Origin of the sequence: Rathayibacter tanaceti (assembly GCF_001634385.1) — a bacterium.
GTDB classification, from domain to species: Bacteria; Actinomycetota; Actinomycetes; order Actinomycetales; family Microbacteriaceae; genus Rathayibacter; species Rathayibacter tanaceti.
Genome location: NZ_LIIN01000011.1, coordinates 22,999 through 39,789, shown reverse-complemented (window position 1 = coordinate 39,789; position 16,791 = coordinate 22,999). Strand labels below are relative to the sequence as shown.

Sequence of the window (16,791 nt, the reverse complement as noted above, 5' to 3'; positions counted from 1 at the left end):
TCGCCGCCGTGGCAGCGGGCGGTGTGCTCACCTGCGCTTCGGCACTCGTGGCGGCAGGCCTGTGGGTGCTCGCGGAGGGGCCGCTCCACGTCGCCGTGCCGCCGAACGCGACAGCGCGCCCGCGACCAGGGGTGCTGCTCCACTGGCGGCGCTGGCCGGGGTGTGGCACGGGGACGGCGTCGGTCGACGGCATCCGCTCGTCCGTCCTTCACGTTCTGACCTGCCTCCCCGCTGAGGAGGCGGTCATGGCCCTCGACTCCGCGGTGAACTCCGGCGCGATCGCCTACTCCGATCTCCTCGATCTGCGCGGCATCGCTCCGGTCGGCAAGCGCGCCCTGTTCGATCTGGTCGAACCTCTGTGCCAGTCCGGGCTGGAGACCAGGATCCGCCTCGCCGCCGTCCGGATCGGAGCCCCTGTCCGTGCGCAGGTCCACGTCCCCGGAGTCGGGCGGCTGGACAACCTGATCGGGGACCGGCTGTGCGTGGAGACCGACGGGCGCCGGTTCCACGCCGGCTCGGTGCAGCTCGAGGAGGACTACCGGCGAGGCCTCGCGCTCCACGCCAGGGGGTTCGTCGTCGTGCGGCTGTCTGCGCGCCAGGTGCTCCACGAGTGGCCCGCGACCGAGGCGGTCCTCGCGTCGATGGTCCGGCAGGGAGTGCACCGCTGGGGCACGAGGACTTGCCCACTCCGACACAACGAAGGCCAGGAGTGCTGATGAGCCCGAGAACGCCGCTCTCCGCCTTCTCAGCCTTCGTTCTGCCGGGTCGGCGGCGCGAACAGGCCCGGCCAGAGCGCGACGGCCAGCGGGTACCCGACGAACGACACGATGTCGATGATCGAGTGGGCGATCACCAGCGGCAGTGTCCGCCCGAAGCGCTGGTAGAACAGCCCGAAGACCACCCCCATGACCACGTTCCCGATGAAGGGCCCGATGCCCTGGTACAGGTGGTAGCTGCCCCGCAGGAGCGCGCTCGTCAGCAGGATCCGCCAGCGCCCCCAGCCCAGATCGCCGAGGCGGGCGAAGAGGTAGCCGATGACGATGACCTCCTCCTGCACCCCCGCCCTGATCGCCGAGAGCACCAGGACCGGCACCGTCCACCAGAGCCAGTCGTCGGGCGCGGCGCTCACGGCGACCGTGATCCCGAGCGCACGCCCCACGGCGTAGAGCGCGATGCCCGGCGCGCCGATGGCGACGGCGATGGCCGTCCCCGTGCCGAGATCACCGAGCGGGCGCCGCAAGTCCAGGCCGAGGCGCCCGAGTGGCCGGCCCGAGCTCTGCCAGAGCAGGAACGCGCAGAGCGCCACGGGGACGAGATCGAAGAACAGGGCGAGCAGCTGATAGACCAGGTCGAACACCGGCCGGTCGCTGAGCGCGCCGTTGATCGTCGCCGTCTGATCGCCGAGCGACGTGGGCCGCGTCAGCCGGTTCGTGATCGACACGATCGAGTAGACCGCGGAGGCGCCCAGCGAGAGCCCGAGGACGAGCAGGACCTCGATGCCGATCCGCCGTGAGGGCCGTCCGGACGCTGTCAGGTCGGTGGACACTCCGTGGGTCTCCTCTGGATCGATGTGTTGCGCCATGGGGCCGCGCGACGCACGTTTCATGCGGATCGACGCAAGGATTCCATCCCCTGGTTACCGCTGTGTAACGGTTTCCACCTGCTTTTGTGCAGATAGCGAGCGAATACATAGTCTCGTTCACGGCATCCGCACGACGGCCACCAGTCTCGTGCGCCGACGCCGTAGCCACGCGCACGGCACCCCACGCGTCAGGGAAACCACTTCTCGCGCGCCCCCACACCACTGGAGGAATAGTGAACATCAGACGTTACGGACTCGGGGCTCTGGCGCTCGTCGCCGCGAGCACGCTGGTCCTGGCCGGCTGCAGCAGCTCGGGCGACTCGGGCGGGGGTGCATCGGGAGGCGACGCCGCCGCGATCATCTCCACCAACGGCTCCGAGCCCCAGAACCCGCTGATCCCGACCAACACCAACGAGGTGGGCGGCGGCAAGATCCTCGACGAGATCTTCGCGGGCCTGGTCTACTACGACGCTAAGGGCGCCCCCGAGAACGATGTCGCCGAGTCGATCGAGTCGGACGACGCCCAGAACTACACCATCACGATCAAGTCGGGCCTGACCTTCACCAACGGCGACCCGGTCACGTCGAGCTCGTTCGTGGACGCCTGGAACTATGGCGCCAAGCTCTCGAACAACCAGATCAGCTCCTCGTTCTTCTCGAACATCGAGGGCTTCAGCGACACCGAGGACAGCGAGCTGACCGGTCTGAAGGTCGTCGACGACACCTCCTTCACCGTCGCACTCAAGGCGCCGCAGTCGGACTTCCCGATCAGCCTCGGCTACTCGGCGTTCTACCCGCTCCCCGCCGTGGCGTTCGACGACATGGACGCGTTCGGCCAGAACCCCATCGGCAACGGACCGTACAAGCTGGACGGCGACGACGCCTGGCAGCACGACGTCCAGATCGAGCTGGCCAAGAACGAGGACTACACCGGTCCCCGCGAGGCGAAGAACGGCGGCCTGAAGATCGTCTTCTACGCGACGCAGGACGCCTCCTACGCGGACCTGCTCGCCGGCAACGTCGACGTGGTCGACCAGATCCCGGACTCCGCGTTCAGCACCTTCCAGAGCGACCTCGGCGACCGCGCCGTGAACCAGCCCTCGGCCGTGTTCCAGTCGTTCACCATCCCGGAGCGCCTCGCGCACTTCGGCGGTGAGGAGGGCAAGCTGCGCCGTCAGGCCATCTCGATGGCCTTCGACCGCAAGGAGATCACCGACGTCATCTTCGACGGCACCCGCACCCCGGCCTCCGACTTCACCTCGCCGGTGATCGACGGCTACAGCGAGTCGCTCTCGGGCGCCGAGGTCCTCGAGTACAACGCCGACGAGGCCAAGAAGCTGTGGGCTCAGGCCGACGCGATCAGCCCCTGGGACGGGACCTTCAAGATCGCCTACAACGCTGACGGAGGCCACCAGGGCTGGGTCGACGCGGTCACCAACTCGATCAAGAACACTCTCGGGATCGACGCCGAGGGCGAGGCCTACCCGACCTTCGCCGAGGCGCGCACCAAGATCGTCGACCGTTCGATCGAGACCGCGTTCCGCACCGGATGGCAGGCCGACTACCCGAGCCTGAACAACTTCCTCGGCCCGCTGTACGTGACCGGCGGCTCCTCGAACGACGGCGACTACTCGAACCCCGAGTTCGACGCCCTCGTCCAGCAGGGCCTCTCCGACTCCGACACCGACGCTGCGAACAAGACGTTCCAGCAGGCGCAGGAGATCCTCCTCCAGGACCTCCCCTCGCTGCCCCTGTGGTACGCGAACGTGACCGGCGGCTACAGCGAGAACGTGTCCAACGTCGAGTTCGGCTGGAACTCGGTGCCGCTCTACTACGAGATCACCAAGAACTAAGCTCGAACCACTGGGGCGCTTCGCCCGTGCCGTCGACCACCCGGTCGGGGCACGGGCGGAGCGCCCTGTTTCGGTCACAATCGAATGAGGTCTCCATCCATGCGACACCGGAACCGGCAGGGCTGACATGCTCGCCTACATCGTCCGACGCATCCTGCAAGCCGTCCCCGTGCTCATCGGCACCACGTTCCTCATCTACTTCATGGTCTTCTCCATGCCGGGGAACCCGCTCCTGTCGCTCTTCGGCGACAAGACGCCGAGCCCCGCGCTCCTCGCCCGCCTCGAGGAGCAGTACCACCTGAACGAGCCCTTCTTCGTCCAGTACCTGTACTACCTGGGAGGCGTCGTCCGCGGCGACTTCGGCATCTCCTTCTCGGGCCAGTCGGTCAACGAGATCCTCGCCCGCACCTTCCCGGTCACCCTGACGCTGGCCATGATGGCGATCATCATCGAGATCGTCGTCGCCCTGACCATCGGCCTCATCAGCGGCCTGCGCAAGGGCAGCTTCTTCGATGCGAGCGCGCTCGTCGTGAGCCTCCTGCTCGTCTCGGTGCCGATCTTCGTGCTCTGCTTCATCGCGCAGTCCTTCTTCGCGATCCAGCTGGGCTGGTTCAGCCCGACGGTCGGCGCAGACGTGTCGTTCCAGCGCCTGCTGCTGCCGGCGATCGTGCTCGCTCTCTTCGTGGTCGCCTCGGCGATCCGCCTCACCCGCGGCTCGATCATCGAGACCGCCGGCTCGGACTTCGTGCGCACCGCCTACAGCAAGGGTCTTCCGCGCCGCCGCGTGATCCCCGTGCACATCCTGCGCAACTCGCTCATCCCGGTCACGACGCAGTTCGGAGCCGACTTCGGCCTCCTGATCGTCGGCGCGACCGTGACCGAGGGCATCTTCAACGTTCCCGGAGTCGGGAACACCCTGTATCAGGCGATCATCAGAGGGGAGCGGCCCACGGTCGTCTCCTTCGTCACGGTCATGGTGCTGTTCTACCTCGTGGTGAACATCCTCGTCGACCTGCTCTACGCCGTACTCGACCCGAGGATCCGCTATGCCAAATGAGTTCCCCGGCGGCGCGCAGAAGCCCCGCCGCATCGACCACTTCGTGGCCCCGCTCGAGGAGACGCCGATCGCCTCGATCGACGCCGTCAGCCTCGACGAGAAGCCCAGCAACCTCTGGAGCGACGCGTGGCGCGACCTGCGCAAGCGCCCGATGTTCTGGATCTCGGGCGTCCTGATCCTCGTGGTCATCGCGGTCGCCCTGTTCCCTGGCCTGTTCACCTCGGTGGATCCGCGGCAGTGCGCGCTCTCGTTCAGCAATCAGGGCCCGGGCGGCGACAGCCTCCTCGGATACACGAAGCAGGGCTGCGATGTCTACTCGCGGATCATCCACGGCACGTCCACGTCGCTGACCGTCGGCCTGATCGTGATCGTCATCACGACCGTCTCCGGAGTCATCGGCGGCGCGCTGGCCGGCTTCTTCGGCGGCTGGGTCGACACCGTGATCATGCGTCTGGGCGACATCTTCTTCTCGATCCCCTACATCCTGGCCGCGGTCGTCATCATGTCGGTGTTCTCGGAGCACCGGAACGTCTTCGTGATCGCTCTGGCGATCGGCGCCTTCGCCTGGCCGACCACGGCCCGGGTGCTGCGCTCCGAGGTCCTCCGCGTGAAGCAGTCCGACTTCGTCGGCGCCGCCACTGCGACGGGCCTGTCCCGCCTGGCGATCCTGTTCCGGCACGTGCTGCCGAACTCGATCGCTCCCGTCATCGTCGTCACGACCATCTCGCTCGGCGCCGCCATCACCGCGGAGGCGACGCTGTCGTTCCTCGGTGTCGGGCTGCCGGGTTCGGTGATGTCGTGGGGCAACGACATCAGCCAGGCGCAGCGCGACCTCCGCACCAATCCGCAGACGCTGATCTATCCGTCGATCGCCCTGACGGTGACGGTGCTGAGCTTCATCCTCCTGGGCGAGTCGCTCCGCGACGCGCTCGACCCGAAGGCGAGGGCCCTCCGATGACGTCCACGACACCGAATGCGCCGAAGGGGCCCCTGCTCGAGGTCACCGACCTCGAGGTGGGCTTCCAGACCGGCAGCGGCCTCGTTCCCGCCCTCCGCGGTGTGAGCCTCACGATCGAGCACGGCCAGACCGTGGCGATCGTGGGGGAGTCGGGCTCGGGCAAGTCGACGACTGCCGCGGCGATCATCGGCCTGCTGCCCGGCACCGGCACCGTCACGGGTGGCTCAGTGCTGTTCGACGGCAAGGACCTCGCCACGGCGACGAGGACCGAGCTGGAGGACATCCGCGGGCGCCGCATCGGCTACGTCCCGCAGGACCCGATGTCGAACCTCAACCCGGTGTGGTCGGTCGGTTTCCAGGTCGAGGAGACCATCAAGGCCAACGGCCTCGCGACCGGTCGCAAGGAGGTGCGCGCGAAGGCGATCGAGGTCCTCCAGAACGCGGGCCTCGCGGACGCCGAGAAGCGGCTCAAGCAGTTCCCACACCAGTTCTCGGGAGGCATGCGCCAGCGCGTGCTGATCGGCATCGGCCTGGCCGCCGCTCCGCAGCTCCTGATCGCCGACGAGCCCACCTCGGCGCTCGACGTCACGGTCCAGCGCCGCATCCTCGACCACCTCGAGACTCTGACGAAGACCGACGGCACCGCGCTGCTGTTCATCACCCACGACCTGGGCCTCGCCGCGGAGCGCGCCGAGAAGCTCATCGTGATGTACAAGGGGCGGATCGTCGAGTCCGGCGCCTCGGTGGAGGTGCTGCAGAACCCGCAGCACCCCTACACGCAGCGCCTGATCGCGGCGGCGCCGAGCCTCGCTTCGCGCCGCATCCAGTCCACGGCGGGTGCAGCGACGGAGGCGGTTCCCGGCGAGTCCGCCGCCGTCCGCGAGGTCGACCTCGTCGGCGCCCACCAGGCGGGTGCGGTCGTCGCCGGCGCCCCGATGATCGAGGTCGACGGCCTGACGAAGGTCTTCAAGATCCGCCGCGGCGGCTTGAAGGCCGAGGACTTCACCGCCGTCGACAGCGTGTCGTTCTCGATCCCGAAGGGCACCACCACGGCGCTCGTCGGCGAGTCCGGCTCGGGCAAGTCGACGATCGCGCGTCTCGTGCTCGGCCTCGAGACGGCCACCTCCGGAGCGATCTCGATCGCCGGGCGCCGCACCGAGAAGCTCAAGGGCAAGCAGATGCTGGCGCTGCGCCGTTCGATGCAGCCGGTGTTCCAGGACCCGTATGGCTCGCTCGACCCGCTGCACAACATCGGCAACACCATCTCGGAGCCGCTGCGCGTGCACAAGGTCGGCGACCGCGCGTCGCAGCGCGAGCGAGTCCTCGAGCTGCTCGACCAGGTGTCCCTGCCGCGCGTGATCGCGAGCCGGTACCCCAACGAGCTCTCGGGTGGCCAGCGCCAGCGCGTGGCGATCGCCCGCGCGCTCGCGCTCAAGCCCGAGATCGTGGTGCTCGACGAGGCGGTGTCGGCGCTGGACGTGCTCGTCCAGGCGCAGATCCTCCGCCTCCTCGCCGATCTGCAGGCCGAGCTCGGGCTGACCTACCTGTTCATCACCCACGACCTGGCGGTGGTCCGCGTGATCGCCGACGACGTCTGTGTGATGCAGAAGGGGCGGATCGTCGAGCACGCCCCGACCGACACGGTGTTCGACTCGCCGCAGCAGGAGTACACCCGTGAGCTGCTCGCCGCCATTCCCGGCGCCGGCATCGAGTTCGCGGTCTGACCGACGGATCCACGGGCCCCGGCCCCGCGCGGAGCGTTCCCTCGGGGGCGACCCGTGCGGGGATCCGGGGCTCTTCGCCGTCGTGCCGCTTCGCTGCGCTACGATGGATGGTCCCCCTTTTGCACGAGAACACGAGACGAGTCCGTTCACATGGCAAGTGCCACCCGCTCCGACCTGCGCAACGTCGCGATCGTCGCCCACGTCGACCATGGCAAGACCACGCTGGTCGACGCCATGCTCAAGCAGACGAACTCCTTCGACGCGCACGCCCACGTGGACGAGCGCGCGATGGACTCGAACGAGCTCGAGCGCGAGAAGGGCATCACTATCCTCGCGAAGAACACCGCTGTCTCGTACAGCGGCAAGCACGCGACCGACGGTCCCATCACCATCAACGTGATCGACACCCCCGGCCACGCCGACTTCGGCGGTGAGGTCGAGCGCGGCCTCTCGATGGTCGACGGCGTGTGCCTCCTGGTCGACGCGTCGGAGGGCCCCCTCCCGCAGACCCGCTTCGTTCTGCGCAAGGCGCTGGAGGCGAAGCTCCCCGTGATCCTGCTGGTCAACAAGACCGACCGGCCTGATGCGCGCATTGACGAGGTCGTCGCCGAGAGCCAGGACCTCCTGCTCGGCCTCGCCTCCGACCTCGCCGACGATGTGCCGGACCTCGACCTCGACGCGATCCTCGACGTGCCCGTCGTCTACGCCTCCGGCAAGGCTGGCCGAGCTTCCGCGAACAAGCCCGAGGACGGCTCGCTGCCCGACGCCGAGGACCTCGAGCCGCTGTTCGAGGCGATCCTCACGCACATCCCGGCCCCCACCTACGACGACGGAGCGCCCCTTCAGGCCCACGTCACCAACCTCGACGCCTCGCCGTTCCTCGGCCGTCTCGCCCTCCTGCGCGTCTTCAACGGCACGATCAAGAAGGGGCAGACCGTCGCGTGGGTCCACCACGACGGCACGCACACGAACGCCCGCATCACCGAGCTGCTGATCACGAAGGCTCTCGACCGCTACCCGGCGGAGTCGGCCGGCCCCGGCGACATCGTCGCGATCGCGGGCTTCCCCGAGATCACCATCGGTGAGACCATCGCCGACCCCGAGGACATCCGTCCGCTGCCGGCCATCACGGTCGACGACCCTGCGATCTCGATGACGATCGGCACCAACACCTCGCCGCTCGTCGGCAAGGTCAAGGGCCACAAGCTCACCGCGCGCATGGTCAAGGACCGTCTCGACCGCGAGCTCATCGGCAACGTGTCGCTCAAGATCGTCGACATCGGACGACCCGACTCGTGGGAGGTCCAGGGCCGTGGCGAGCTCGCGCTGGCCATCCTCGTCGAGCAGATGCGCCGCGAGGGCTACGAGCTCACCGTCGGAAAGCCCCAGGTGGTCACCCGCCAGGTCGACGGGAAGACGCACGAGCCCTTCGAGCACCTCACCATCGACGCTCCGGAGGAGTACCTCGGCGCGATCACGCAGCTCCTCGCCGCTCGCAAGGGCCGCATGGAGGGCATGTCGAACCACGGCACCGGCTGGGTGCGGATGGAGTTCATCGTCCCCTCGCGCGGCCTGATCGGCTTCCGGACCGAGTTCCTCACCACCACGCGCGGCACGGGCATCGCGAACGCGATCCTGCACGGCTACGAGCCGTGGGCCGGCGCCATCGTCACCCGCAACAACGGCTCCATCGTGGCCGACCGCTCGGGCGTCGTGACGCCGTTCGCCATCATCGCGCTGCAGGAGCGGATGACCTTCTTCGTGAACCCCACAGAGGAGGTCTACGAGGGCATGGTCATCGGCGAGAACTCGCGCAACGACGACATGGACGTCAACATCACCAAGGAGAAGAAGCTGACCAACATGCGTCAGTCGACCTCCGACACCTTCGAGTCGATGACGCCGTCCCGCCAGCTGACCCTCGAGGAGTGCCTCGAGTTCGCCCGTGAGGACGAGTGCGTCGAGGTGACCCCCGAGGTCGTCCGCATCCGCAAGGTCGAGCTCGATGCCAACGCCCGCGCGCGCATGACCAGCCGTCTCAAGAAGCAGGGCTGACCCCCGCCGGGCGCCGCGAGGGCCCGGGCACGTCGTCCGCGCCTGCCGAGCGGGAGGCGCGGCTGGTCAGCCGGTCGGCGTCGGTTCGGGCGACGGCGTCGCCGACTCCGCCTCGAGGGTGCTCGTGGTGAACGACACGAAGGCCGACGCGTCGTCGGGCTTCCCGGTGTACTGCTGGCCGTTCACGAGCACTGTCGGAGTCGATTCCAGCTTCGCGAGCGACGAGTTCGCGAGCGGTTCGGTCGTCGCACGCTTCGTCGCCGCTGCGACCCACGGCCGGAATTCCCCGCTGGTGATGCAGGCCAGCACGTCGTCGTCGGTCACTCCCGCACCCGTCACGAGGGAGCGCAGCGCGTCGTCGTCGAGGCCCGTGGTCCCCTCCGCCGGCTGCTGGGCGAAGAGCGCGGCAGTGACGGCCAGGAAGCGGTCCGGGTCCTCGTCGGCCACGCAGGCCGCGGCGTTCGCGGCGCGACTCGAGTACTGCGATCCGGCGGAGGAGGAGTCGAGGATGGCGATCGGGTGGATCTCGAGGGTGATGGCGCCCTGCGTCAGCCAGCTCTGGAGCTGTTCGGCGTTGGTCGTCTCGAACTGGCCGCAGTAGGGGCAGAGGTAGTCGACGTAGAGGTCGACGGCCACGATTCCCCGGCCGCGGGTGGCGCTCTCGTCGGTGGCGACCGGGAGCGCCTCGGAGCGAGAGCGGGTGTGGTCTGCACGGTCACGGCAGAACCGTCTCCGGCCAGCACGATCCCGTCGCTGATCATGTTCGCGGGGCCGGCGCTCGCGATCTTCTGCTGCGACCACATGTTCCAGCACACCAGCGCGACCACCGTGAGCAGCCCGATCACCGCCCCGCCCTGGCCGAGGAGCCTGTTCCGGCGACGCCGGCGGCGCTCCGCCTCCCACCGCTCCCGCGCCTCGGCGCGGGCGCGTTCTTGGCGTTCGCGTTTCGTCGGACCGTTCCTCGTGCTGTTCCCGGACATCGCCCCGAGGGTAGGAGCGGCGGCTCGGCGCGTTCCCGGAGGACGCTCGCCGGAGCCTGGGACGGCATGCGGATCTCCTCAGGCGCCGATCTCCTCAGGTGCCGATCTCCTCGGGCGCGGATCTCCTCGGGTGCCGATCTCCTCGGGTCCCCGGCCGATCCGGGCCCCGGTTCAGGCGAAGAGCGCGGAGCCGAGGTAGTCGTTCTCGTCGCGGGCGCCGGGGGGCACGGCGAACACCGCCGATCCGACGTGCTTCACGTACTCGTTCAGCGCATCGGTCGCGAGGCTCTTCTGCACGGTGATGAACTGCTGCGGCGACCGCTGGAAGGAGAGGAAGAACAGGCCCGCGTTCAGGCGCCCCAGCTCGTCGTTGCCGTCGACGAAGTTGTAGCCGCGGCGCAGCAGCCGCACCCCGTCGTTCACGCTCGGATGCGCGAGGCGCACGTGCGAGTCCTTGTCGATCAGCGGCGCACCGGTGGCCCCTGTCGCGGTGAAGTCCGGCTCGGCGAACTCGGCTCCGCCTGAGAGCGGGGCGCCCGAGCCCTTGCTGCGGCCGATCACGCGCTCCTGCTCGCCGAGCTGGCTGCGGTCCCAGGTCTCGATGATCATGCGGATCTTGCGGGCGACCAGGTAGCTGCCGCCGACGAGCCAGTCTGGGCCGTCCGCCGCCGACACCCAGACGTGCTCGTGAACGGCGTCGGGCTCCTCGGACTTCACATTGGCCGTGCCGTCCTTGAAGCCGAAGAGGTTGCGCGGGGTCGCCTGAGCCGTCGAGGTGGAGGAGGTGCGCCCGAAGCCGAGCTGCGACCAGCGCAGCGAGGCGCGCCCGAACGCGATCCTGCTGAGGTTCCGGATCGCGTGCACGGCGACCTGCGGGTCGTCCGCGCAGGCCTGCACGCAGAGATCGCCGCCTCCCGCCGCGGGTACCAGGGCGTCACCGCGGAACCGGGGCAGCGTCTGGAGCTCCGGGGGGCGACGCGCCGCAAGGCCGAACCGGTCCGAACCGTTCTCATCGGTGAACAGGCTCGGGCCGAAGCCGACGGTGATCGTCAGCGAGGCGGCGTCCAGCCCCAGCGCTTCACCGGTGTCCTCGGGAGGTGCCGTGTCCGCTCCGCCGACCGCGCCCTCCTCGGTCACCTCGAGGCCCTGCGTGAGCCGGGAGGCGGCGAGGGTCCAGTCTTTCAGCAGCTCGATCAGGTCCTCGCGGCTGGTTCCGGCGGCGAGATCGAAGGCGGCGAAGTGCAGGCGGTCCTGTGCGGCGGTGGTGATCCCGGCCTGGTTCGCCCCGAAGAAGGGGACGGTGCGCGCCGAGGAGGAAGCGGTCGCGCTCGTGGCGGAGGTGACGGCCACGGTGCCACCGATTCCCGCGGCGAGCCCGGCGGTGCCGGCCGAGACGAGGCCCAGCAGCCCCCGCCGCGAGAGTCGGCGGGGGTGAACGACCTCGTCGGTGGACTCCGGCTGCTCCGGCTCCGTGCGCTCCTCGGCGTCCACTACGCTGCCGGCTCCTCGACACCGAGCACCGTGTGGGTGAGCTGCGAGAGGGGCTCCGAGAGGGCGTTGACCTGGTCCGACAGCTCCTTCTTCTGTTCAGCGGTCAGCGTCGAATAGGCGACGAAGCCCGAGTCGATCGAGCCGTACTGCGCGAGCAGTGCATCCAGCTCCGAGAAGCGCTGCGTGATCTGGGTGGTGAGATCTGCCCCGTCGTCACCGGTCGCGGTCGCGATGGGTTCGACGTTGCCGAAGGCCACCTCCGCACCCTGCACGTTCGCGGCGAAGTCGGTGAGGTCGGTGCTCGACCACCAGTCCTCCTCGCCGGTGATCTTGCCCGCCGCTACCTCGTCGAGCAGGCCGATGGCCCCGTTCGAGATGTCGCCCACCGAGACGGTGAAGTCGGAGGTGTTCACGAGGTCGGAGAGGCTCTGCACATCGGCGACGAGGCCCTGACCGAACTGTGCGCGCTGCTCGGTGGTCGACGGTGCCCAGTCGAGGAAAGCGCTGGTGCCGTCGGAGTTGAGCGCCCCCTCGGCCGGAACCCACAGATCCTTCTCGATGCGGTGGAAGCCGGTCCAGTCCAGGCCCTCGGCGACCGCGTCGACCTCGCGGTAGTCGATCCTTGGGTCGAGGTCGCCGAACGCCTCGGCCGTGGGCTCGATGCGCTCGTAGAAGACGCGCGTCGAGGCGAAGAGGCTGCGCGCCTTCTCGTCGTCGCCCGACTCGTAGGCCTGGGCGAACTCCGTCACGGCCGGCAGCAGCTCGCCGACCTGCGACTTCACGTAGGAGACGTAGTTGGTGACCGCTGCCTCCGTCGCCGCCTTCTGATCGGCCGACTGCGCGGTCGCCTCGCCCGTGACCGTGAATTCGCTCAGCCCCACGGGAGCGCCGACCTGCTGGAACTTACAGGCGGTGTAGTAGGTGCCCGGCTCGAGCTGAGCCACATAGGACACGCTCTGACCCGGAGTGACGTTCTCCTTCTCTCCCACGATGCGCAGCTTGTCGTCGGCGAGGATCTCGAACTCGTTGACGTCGGAGCCGCCGTTGGTGAGCGAGAACGTGACGGGTCCGGCCTCGGCCGTGGTTGCCGAGACATCGCACGCGTCGTCGCTGATCGCCACGTCGAGTGCGGCGCTCGAGGACGACGCCGGAGTATTGGGCACGCACCCCGTGAGCAGCAGGGCGAGCGCGCCGGTGCCGGCGAGGCCGAGAGCGACGCGGGGGAGCGGACGGCGGGTGGGACGAGCGCGCGAGGACATGGTTCTCCTGGGATCGAGGGGGAGTGCTCCGGGATGGCGGCGCAGGGTCAGACGGATGTGGGGGCGGGGGAGGCGACCGGGGCCGCGCTGCCCCGACGCGGGCCGCGCAGGCGGACCTGGCGGACGAAGAGCAGCCCGACGACGACGAGGTAGAGCAGCCAGACCACGAACTGCAGCGCGGTTGGCTCCGGCGTGTAGTTGAAGAGACCGCCGAGCACCGCCGTGACGGGCGGCGGGAGGATCGGGCCGAGGGAGAACAGCGGCGCACCCCAGCCGGGCAGCACCGACGCCTCCTGGAGGTCGCCCACGCCGTACGAGAGCACGCCGGCGGCGACCAGGATGAGGAAGCCGCCCGTCCAGGTGAAGAAGCGGCCGAGGTCGATGCGCACGAAGCCGCGGAAGATCAGGTACGAGACCAGCACAGCGCTGATGATCCCGAGCAGCGCGCTGATCGTTCCCGTCCAGGCGTCCGTCCCGGAGCCGGCGCTGCTCGAGGACACGCTCGCCCAGACGAAGAGGGCGGTCTCGATCCCCTCGCGGCCGACGCTGATGAAGCCGAGCACCACGATTCCCAGGCCGGAGCCGGAGATCGCGCCGTCGAGCTTGGACTCGAGCTCACCCTTCAGACTGCGGGCGTTCGCCCCCATCCAGAAGATCATCCAGGTCACCAGGCCGACCGCCAGGATCGAGAGGCCCCCGCCGATGATCTCCTGCGCCTGGAACGAGAGCGTGGACGGTCCCCAGGTGAGGATCGCGCCGGTCGTCAGAGAGATGACGATGGCTGCGGCGATGCCGGTCCACAGCCGCGGCAGGACGTCGCGTCGGCCCAGCTTGGTCAGGTACGCGACGAGGATGCCGACCACGAGGCCGGCTTCGAGGCCTTCACGGAGGCCGATGAGGTAGTTTGCGGGCACGCGTGTTCTCTTGGTCGATGGTGGACGAGGAGGGGGCTGCTCCCACCCCGAGCCGGCTTGTTCGGTAAGCCTTGCCTTATCCCGGGGTCGACTGTAGTGCGCCTCCCGACCCCTGTCCAGGAGCGTCGCGCGCCGGGCATCGGGCAGGACGAGAGGCGGAGAGTGGACGCGGGCCGAGACGCAGCAGCCGAACGGGTGGTCGCCGTGCACGCCCACCCCGACGACGAGACGATCACCATGGGCGGCACGCTGGCGCGACTCGTGGCGCAGGGGGCCGCGGTCACGGTGGTCACGGCCACCCGCGGCGAGTGCGGCGAGGTGATCCCCGACGACCTCGCTCCGCTCAAGGGCTCGGACGAACTCGCCGCGCACCGCACCGCCGAGCTGGTCGTCGCGCTCACGGCGCTCGGAGTGGGCGACCACCGCTTCCTCGGCGACACCGGGGCCCGTGCTCCCGGCCTCGCTCCCCGCGTCTACCGCGATTCGGGCATGCAGTGGGGCCCTGGCCGCGTTCCCGTCCCGCTCGAGCCGGTCCAACCCGACTCCCTCATCGCCGCGACCGAGGAGGAGGAGATCGCCGACCTCGTCGCTGTCCTCCGGCAGGTCGACGCCGGAGTGGTCCTCTCCTACGACGCGGGCGGAGGCTACGGTCACCCCGACCACGTGCGCACCGCGCGGATCGCCGAGCGCGCCGCCGAGCTCCTGGGGCTGCGCCTGCTCGCCGTCCTCCCCGAGGCCGCGCCTCCGGAGCCCGGCGACGTCGTGATCGAGCTCTCTCCCGAGGACTACGCCCGCAAGCGCGCCGCGTTCCAGGCGCACGCGACCCAGCTCGTGGTCGAGGGGGACGAGGCGCGGCTCTCGAGCGGCCCGGCGTTCGCGATCGGCCGCGTCGAGCGCTTCCGCCCCTCGACGCACGCCTCCGCCACCGAGATCGCCACCGTCGAGCGGCCGACACTCGGCTCGCGGCTTCTCTCGGGCGTGGTCGGAGTGCTGGTCGGTGCGGTCGCCGGAGCGATCACGACCGTCGCTCACCAGAGCACCGTTTCGATCGGCTCGGTCGTGCTGCCGCTCGGACTCCTCGCCTCGCTCGCCGGGGTGCTCCTGCTCCTGCTCGGGCTCCGGCTGGTCCTGGTCGACCGCTTCGTCGCCTTCTGCACGGCGATGGGCCTGCTCACCATGGTGGGGCTGCTCGCCCTGCGCAGCGCCGGCGGATCCGTCCTGGTGCCGGCCAACGGCCTCGGCGTCGCCTGGACCTTCCTCCCGGCGCTGATCGCACTGGTCGTGATCGCCTGGCCGCGGCTGCGCACGCCGGCGCCCGTCGAGCCGCTCACCGGCATCGACGCCCCGTCGGCCCCCGTACGATAGAGACACTGTTCGAAGGGACCTGGACGACCGTGACCTACGTGATCGCACTTCCGTGCGTCGATGTCAAAGACCGCGCCTGCATCGACGAGTGCCCGGTCGACTGCATCTACGAAGGCGAGCGCTCGCTCTACATCCATCCCGACGAATGCGTCGACTGCGGCGCCTGCGAGCCGGTCTGCCCCGTCGAGGCGATCTACTACGAGGACGACCTGCCCGAGGAGTGGTCCGACTACTACAAGGCCAACGTCGAGTTCTTCGACGAGATCGGCTCGCCCGGCGGAGCCGCCAAGGTCGGCGTGATCGCGAAGGACCACCCGGTCATCGCCGTCCTCCCTCCGCAGAAGCACTGAGCGGGAGCGGTCATGGCGCTTCGCGAACTCCCCGACTACCCCTGGGACCAGATGGCCCCCTTCGCCCGGCTGGCCGCCGCGCATCCCGGCGGTGCTGTCGACCTCTCAATCGGCTCTCCCGTCGATCCCACCCCCGCGCCGATCCGCGAGGCGCTCGCCCGCGCGACGGATGCCCACTCCTATCCGACCACGATCGGCACGCCGGCCCTGCGCGCGGCCGTGACGGCCTGGTATGCGCGTCGCCGCGGCGTGCCCGGGCTGGGAACCGACGAGGTGCTCCCGACCATCGGTTCGAAGGAGTTGGTCGCGTGGCTGCCCTTCCTGCTCGGCCTCGGCGAGGGTGACGTCGTGGTGCATCCGCGCGCCGCGTACCCCACCTATGCGATGGGTGCGGCCATCGCCGGCGCCGAGGCGCTCGCCTCCGACGACCCGGACGAGTGGCCGGAGCGCACCGGGCTGGTCTGGCTGAACTCGCCCGGCAATCCGGACGGAGCTGTGCTCGACGTGCCCGTCCTCCGGCGCGCCGTGGCGCGCGCCCGCGAGCTGGGCGCCGTGATCGCGGGCGACGAGTGCTACGCCGAGCTGGGCTGGGACGGCCGCTGGGCCGACGAGCCGATCCCGAGCATCCTCGACCCGCGGGTCGTGGGGGAGGACCGCCGCGGCGTCCTCGGTGTCTACTCGCTGAGCAAGCAGTCGAACCTCGCCGGCTACCGCGCGGCCTTCGTCGCCGGGGACGCGGCGCTGATCCGCCGCCTCCTCACCGTGCGCAAGCACGCCGGCATGATCGTTCCCGCGCCGCTTCAGGAGGCGATGGTGGTCGCCCTCTCCGACGACGAGCACGTCACGGAGCAGAAGGAGCGCTACCGCTCGCGCCGCGATCGCCTGCGCCCCGCCCTCGAGTCCGCGGGCTTCCGCATCGACCGCAGTGAGGCCGGCCTCTACCTGTGGGCGACCGAGGGCCGCCCGGCCTGGGAGTCGATCGAGCGGCTCGCGCAGAGGGGGATCCTCGCGGGCCCCGGCGTCTTCTACGGTGATGGGTCGCCCGAGCACGTCCGGCTGTCGCTGACCGCCTCCGACGAGCGGATCGACGCCGCCGTCGCGCGCCTGACCGGCGCTTCCTGAGTCGGTCACCAGGCTTCCTGGCCCCCTCCGACAAAGACCTGGACCCAGCGCTGGGCGATGTCACAGTGCCCGGGCTTTGCC

Annotated in this window: 14 protein-coding genes; 9 read left to right on the top strand and 5 right to left on the bottom strand. The window is 69.6% G+C overall.

What is annotated here, in order from left to right:
- A partial coding sequence (locus ACH61_RS02840) for an endonuclease domain-containing protein (RefSeq protein ID WP_236713514.1) occupies window positions 1–716 on the top strand: 716 nt, incomplete at its 5' end.
- A 29-nt stretch (window positions 717–745) separates the two neighbouring features.
- On the opposite strand, the gene ACH61_RS02835 is transcribed toward ACH61_RS02840, so the two are convergent.
- Window positions 746–1,582 (bottom strand): CPBP family intramembrane glutamic endopeptidase, encoded by an 837-nt coding sequence (locus ACH61_RS02835; protein WP_068208339.1) that lies wholly within the window; start codon window positions 1,580–1,582, stop codon window positions 746–748.
- Window positions 1,583–1,815: 233 nt separating this feature from the next.
- Between ACH61_RS02835 and ACH61_RS02830 the strand changes: the two genes are divergently transcribed.
- The 5 genes from ACH61_RS02830 (at window position 1,816) to typA (ending at window position 9,229) form a co-directional block, all read left to right on the top strand.
- Window positions 1,816–3,435, top strand: a complete 1,620-nt coding sequence (locus ACH61_RS02830) for a peptide ABC transporter substrate-binding protein (RefSeq protein WP_068208336.1) — start codon at window positions 1,816–1,818, stop codon at window positions 3,433–3,435.
- A 127-nt stretch (window positions 3,436–3,562) separates the two neighbouring features.
- Window positions 3,563–4,492 carry an ABC transporter permease gene (locus ACH61_RS02825; protein ID WP_068208333.1) on the top strand — a complete coding sequence of 310 codons (930 nt, stop codon included), beginning with the start codon at window positions 3,563–3,565 and terminating at the stop codon, window positions 4,490–4,492.
- The gene (locus ACH61_RS02820; RefSeq protein WP_068208330.1) at window positions 4,482–5,450 is read left to right on the top strand and encodes an ABC transporter permease; all 969 of its coding nucleotides are present in this window, start codon (window positions 4,482–4,484) and stop codon (window positions 5,448–5,450) included. Before ACH61_RS02825 ends, ACH61_RS02820 begins: the two co-directional genes overlap by 11 nt.
- Window positions 5,447–7,174: a dipeptide ABC transporter ATP-binding protein gene (locus ACH61_RS02815; protein WP_068208327.1), complete on the top strand. Its 1,728-nt coding sequence runs from the start codon at window positions 5,447–5,449 to the stop codon at window positions 7,172–7,174. The genes ACH61_RS02820 and ACH61_RS02815 overlap by 4 nt, the downstream gene beginning before the upstream one ends.
- Before the next feature lie 150 nt (window positions 7,175–7,324).
- Complete coding sequence (typA, locus tag ACH61_RS02810; protein ID WP_068208325.1) at window positions 7,325–9,229, top strand: translational GTPase TypA; 1,905 nt, start codon at window positions 7,325–7,327, stop codon at window positions 9,227–9,229.
- Between the two features lie 66 nt (window positions 9,230–9,295).
- Here typA and ACH61_RS17230 read toward each other — a convergent pair whose 3' ends face one another.
- From ACH61_RS17230 to efeU, 4 genes are all read right to left on the bottom strand, one after another.
- Window positions 9,296–9,865, bottom strand: a complete 570-nt coding sequence (locus ACH61_RS17230; RefSeq protein WP_161489622.1) for a DsbA family protein — start codon at window positions 9,863–9,865, stop codon at window positions 9,296–9,298.
- A 515-nt stretch (window positions 9,866–10,380) separates the two neighbouring features.
- Complete coding sequence (gene efeB, locus ACH61_RS02800; protein ID WP_068208322.1) at window positions 10,381–11,700, bottom strand: iron uptake transporter deferrochelatase/peroxidase subunit; 1,320 nt, start codon at window positions 11,698–11,700, stop codon at window positions 10,381–10,383.
- Window positions 11,700–12,959: an iron uptake system protein EfeO gene (gene efeO, locus ACH61_RS02795; RefSeq protein ID WP_068208320.1), complete on the bottom strand. Its 1,260-nt coding sequence runs from the start codon at window positions 12,957–12,959 to the stop codon at window positions 11,700–11,702. The genes efeB and efeO overlap by 1 nt, the downstream gene beginning before the upstream one ends.
- A gap of 47 nt (window positions 12,960–13,006) precedes the next feature.
- Entirely contained in the window at window positions 13,007–13,873 is an 867-nt protein-coding gene (gene efeU, locus ACH61_RS02790) for an iron uptake transporter permease EfeU (RefSeq protein WP_068208315.1), read from the bottom strand.
- A 162-nt stretch (window positions 13,874–14,035) separates the two neighbouring features.
- On the opposite strand from efeU, the gene ACH61_RS02785 reads away from it, so the two are divergent.
- Genes ACH61_RS02785 through dapC form a run of 3 tightly spaced genes read left to right on the top strand, consistent with a single transcriptional unit; the run spans window position 14,036 to window position 16,710 of the window.
- Window positions 14,036–15,238 (top strand): PIG-L family deacetylase, encoded by a 1,203-nt coding sequence (locus ACH61_RS02785; RefSeq protein ID WP_068208312.1) that lies wholly within the window; start codon window positions 14,036–14,038, stop codon window positions 15,236–15,238.
- Between the two features lie 29 nt (window positions 15,239–15,267).
- Window positions 15,268–15,588: a ferredoxin gene (gene fdxA, locus ACH61_RS02780; protein ID WP_068208310.1), complete on the top strand. Its 321-nt coding sequence runs from the start codon at window positions 15,268–15,270 to the stop codon at window positions 15,586–15,588.
- A 12-nt stretch (window positions 15,589–15,600) separates the two neighbouring features.
- On the top strand, window positions 15,601–16,710 hold the full coding sequence (gene dapC, locus ACH61_RS02775) for a succinyldiaminopimelate transaminase (protein ID WP_068208308.1): 1,110 nt from the start codon (window positions 15,601–15,603) through the stop codon (window positions 16,708–16,710).
- Window positions 16,711–16,791: the final 81 nt, after the last annotated feature.

What these genes read in the sequence shown, in the direction of transcription:
- dapC (WP_068208308.1), top strand. Translation starts at nt 15,601, where the DNA reads ATGGCGCTTCGCGAACTCCCCGACTACCCCTGGGACCAGATGGCCCCC.
- ACH61_RS02835 (WP_068208339.1), bottom strand. Translation starts at nt 1,582, where the DNA reads ATGGCGCAACACATCGATCCAGAGGAGACCCACGGAGTGTCCACCGAC.
- efeO (WP_068208320.1), bottom strand. Translation starts at nt 12,959, where the DNA reads ATGTCCTCGCGCGCTCGTCCCACCCGCCGTCCGCTCCCCCGCGTCGCT.
- typA (WP_068208325.1), top strand. Translation starts at nt 7,325, where the DNA reads ATGGCAAGTGCCACCCGCTCCGACCTGCGCAACGTCGCGATCGTCGCC.
- ACH61_RS02825 (WP_068208333.1), top strand. Translation starts at nt 3,563, where the DNA reads ATGCTCGCCTACATCGTCCGACGCATCCTGCAAGCCGTCCCCGTGCTC.
- ACH61_RS02820 (WP_068208330.1), top strand. Translation starts at nt 4,482, where the DNA reads ATGCCAAATGAGTTCCCCGGCGGCGCGCAGAAGCCCCGCCGCATCGAC.
- ACH61_RS02815 (WP_068208327.1), top strand. Translation starts at nt 5,447, where the DNA reads ATGACGTCCACGACACCGAATGCGCCGAAGGGGCCCCTGCTCGAGGTC.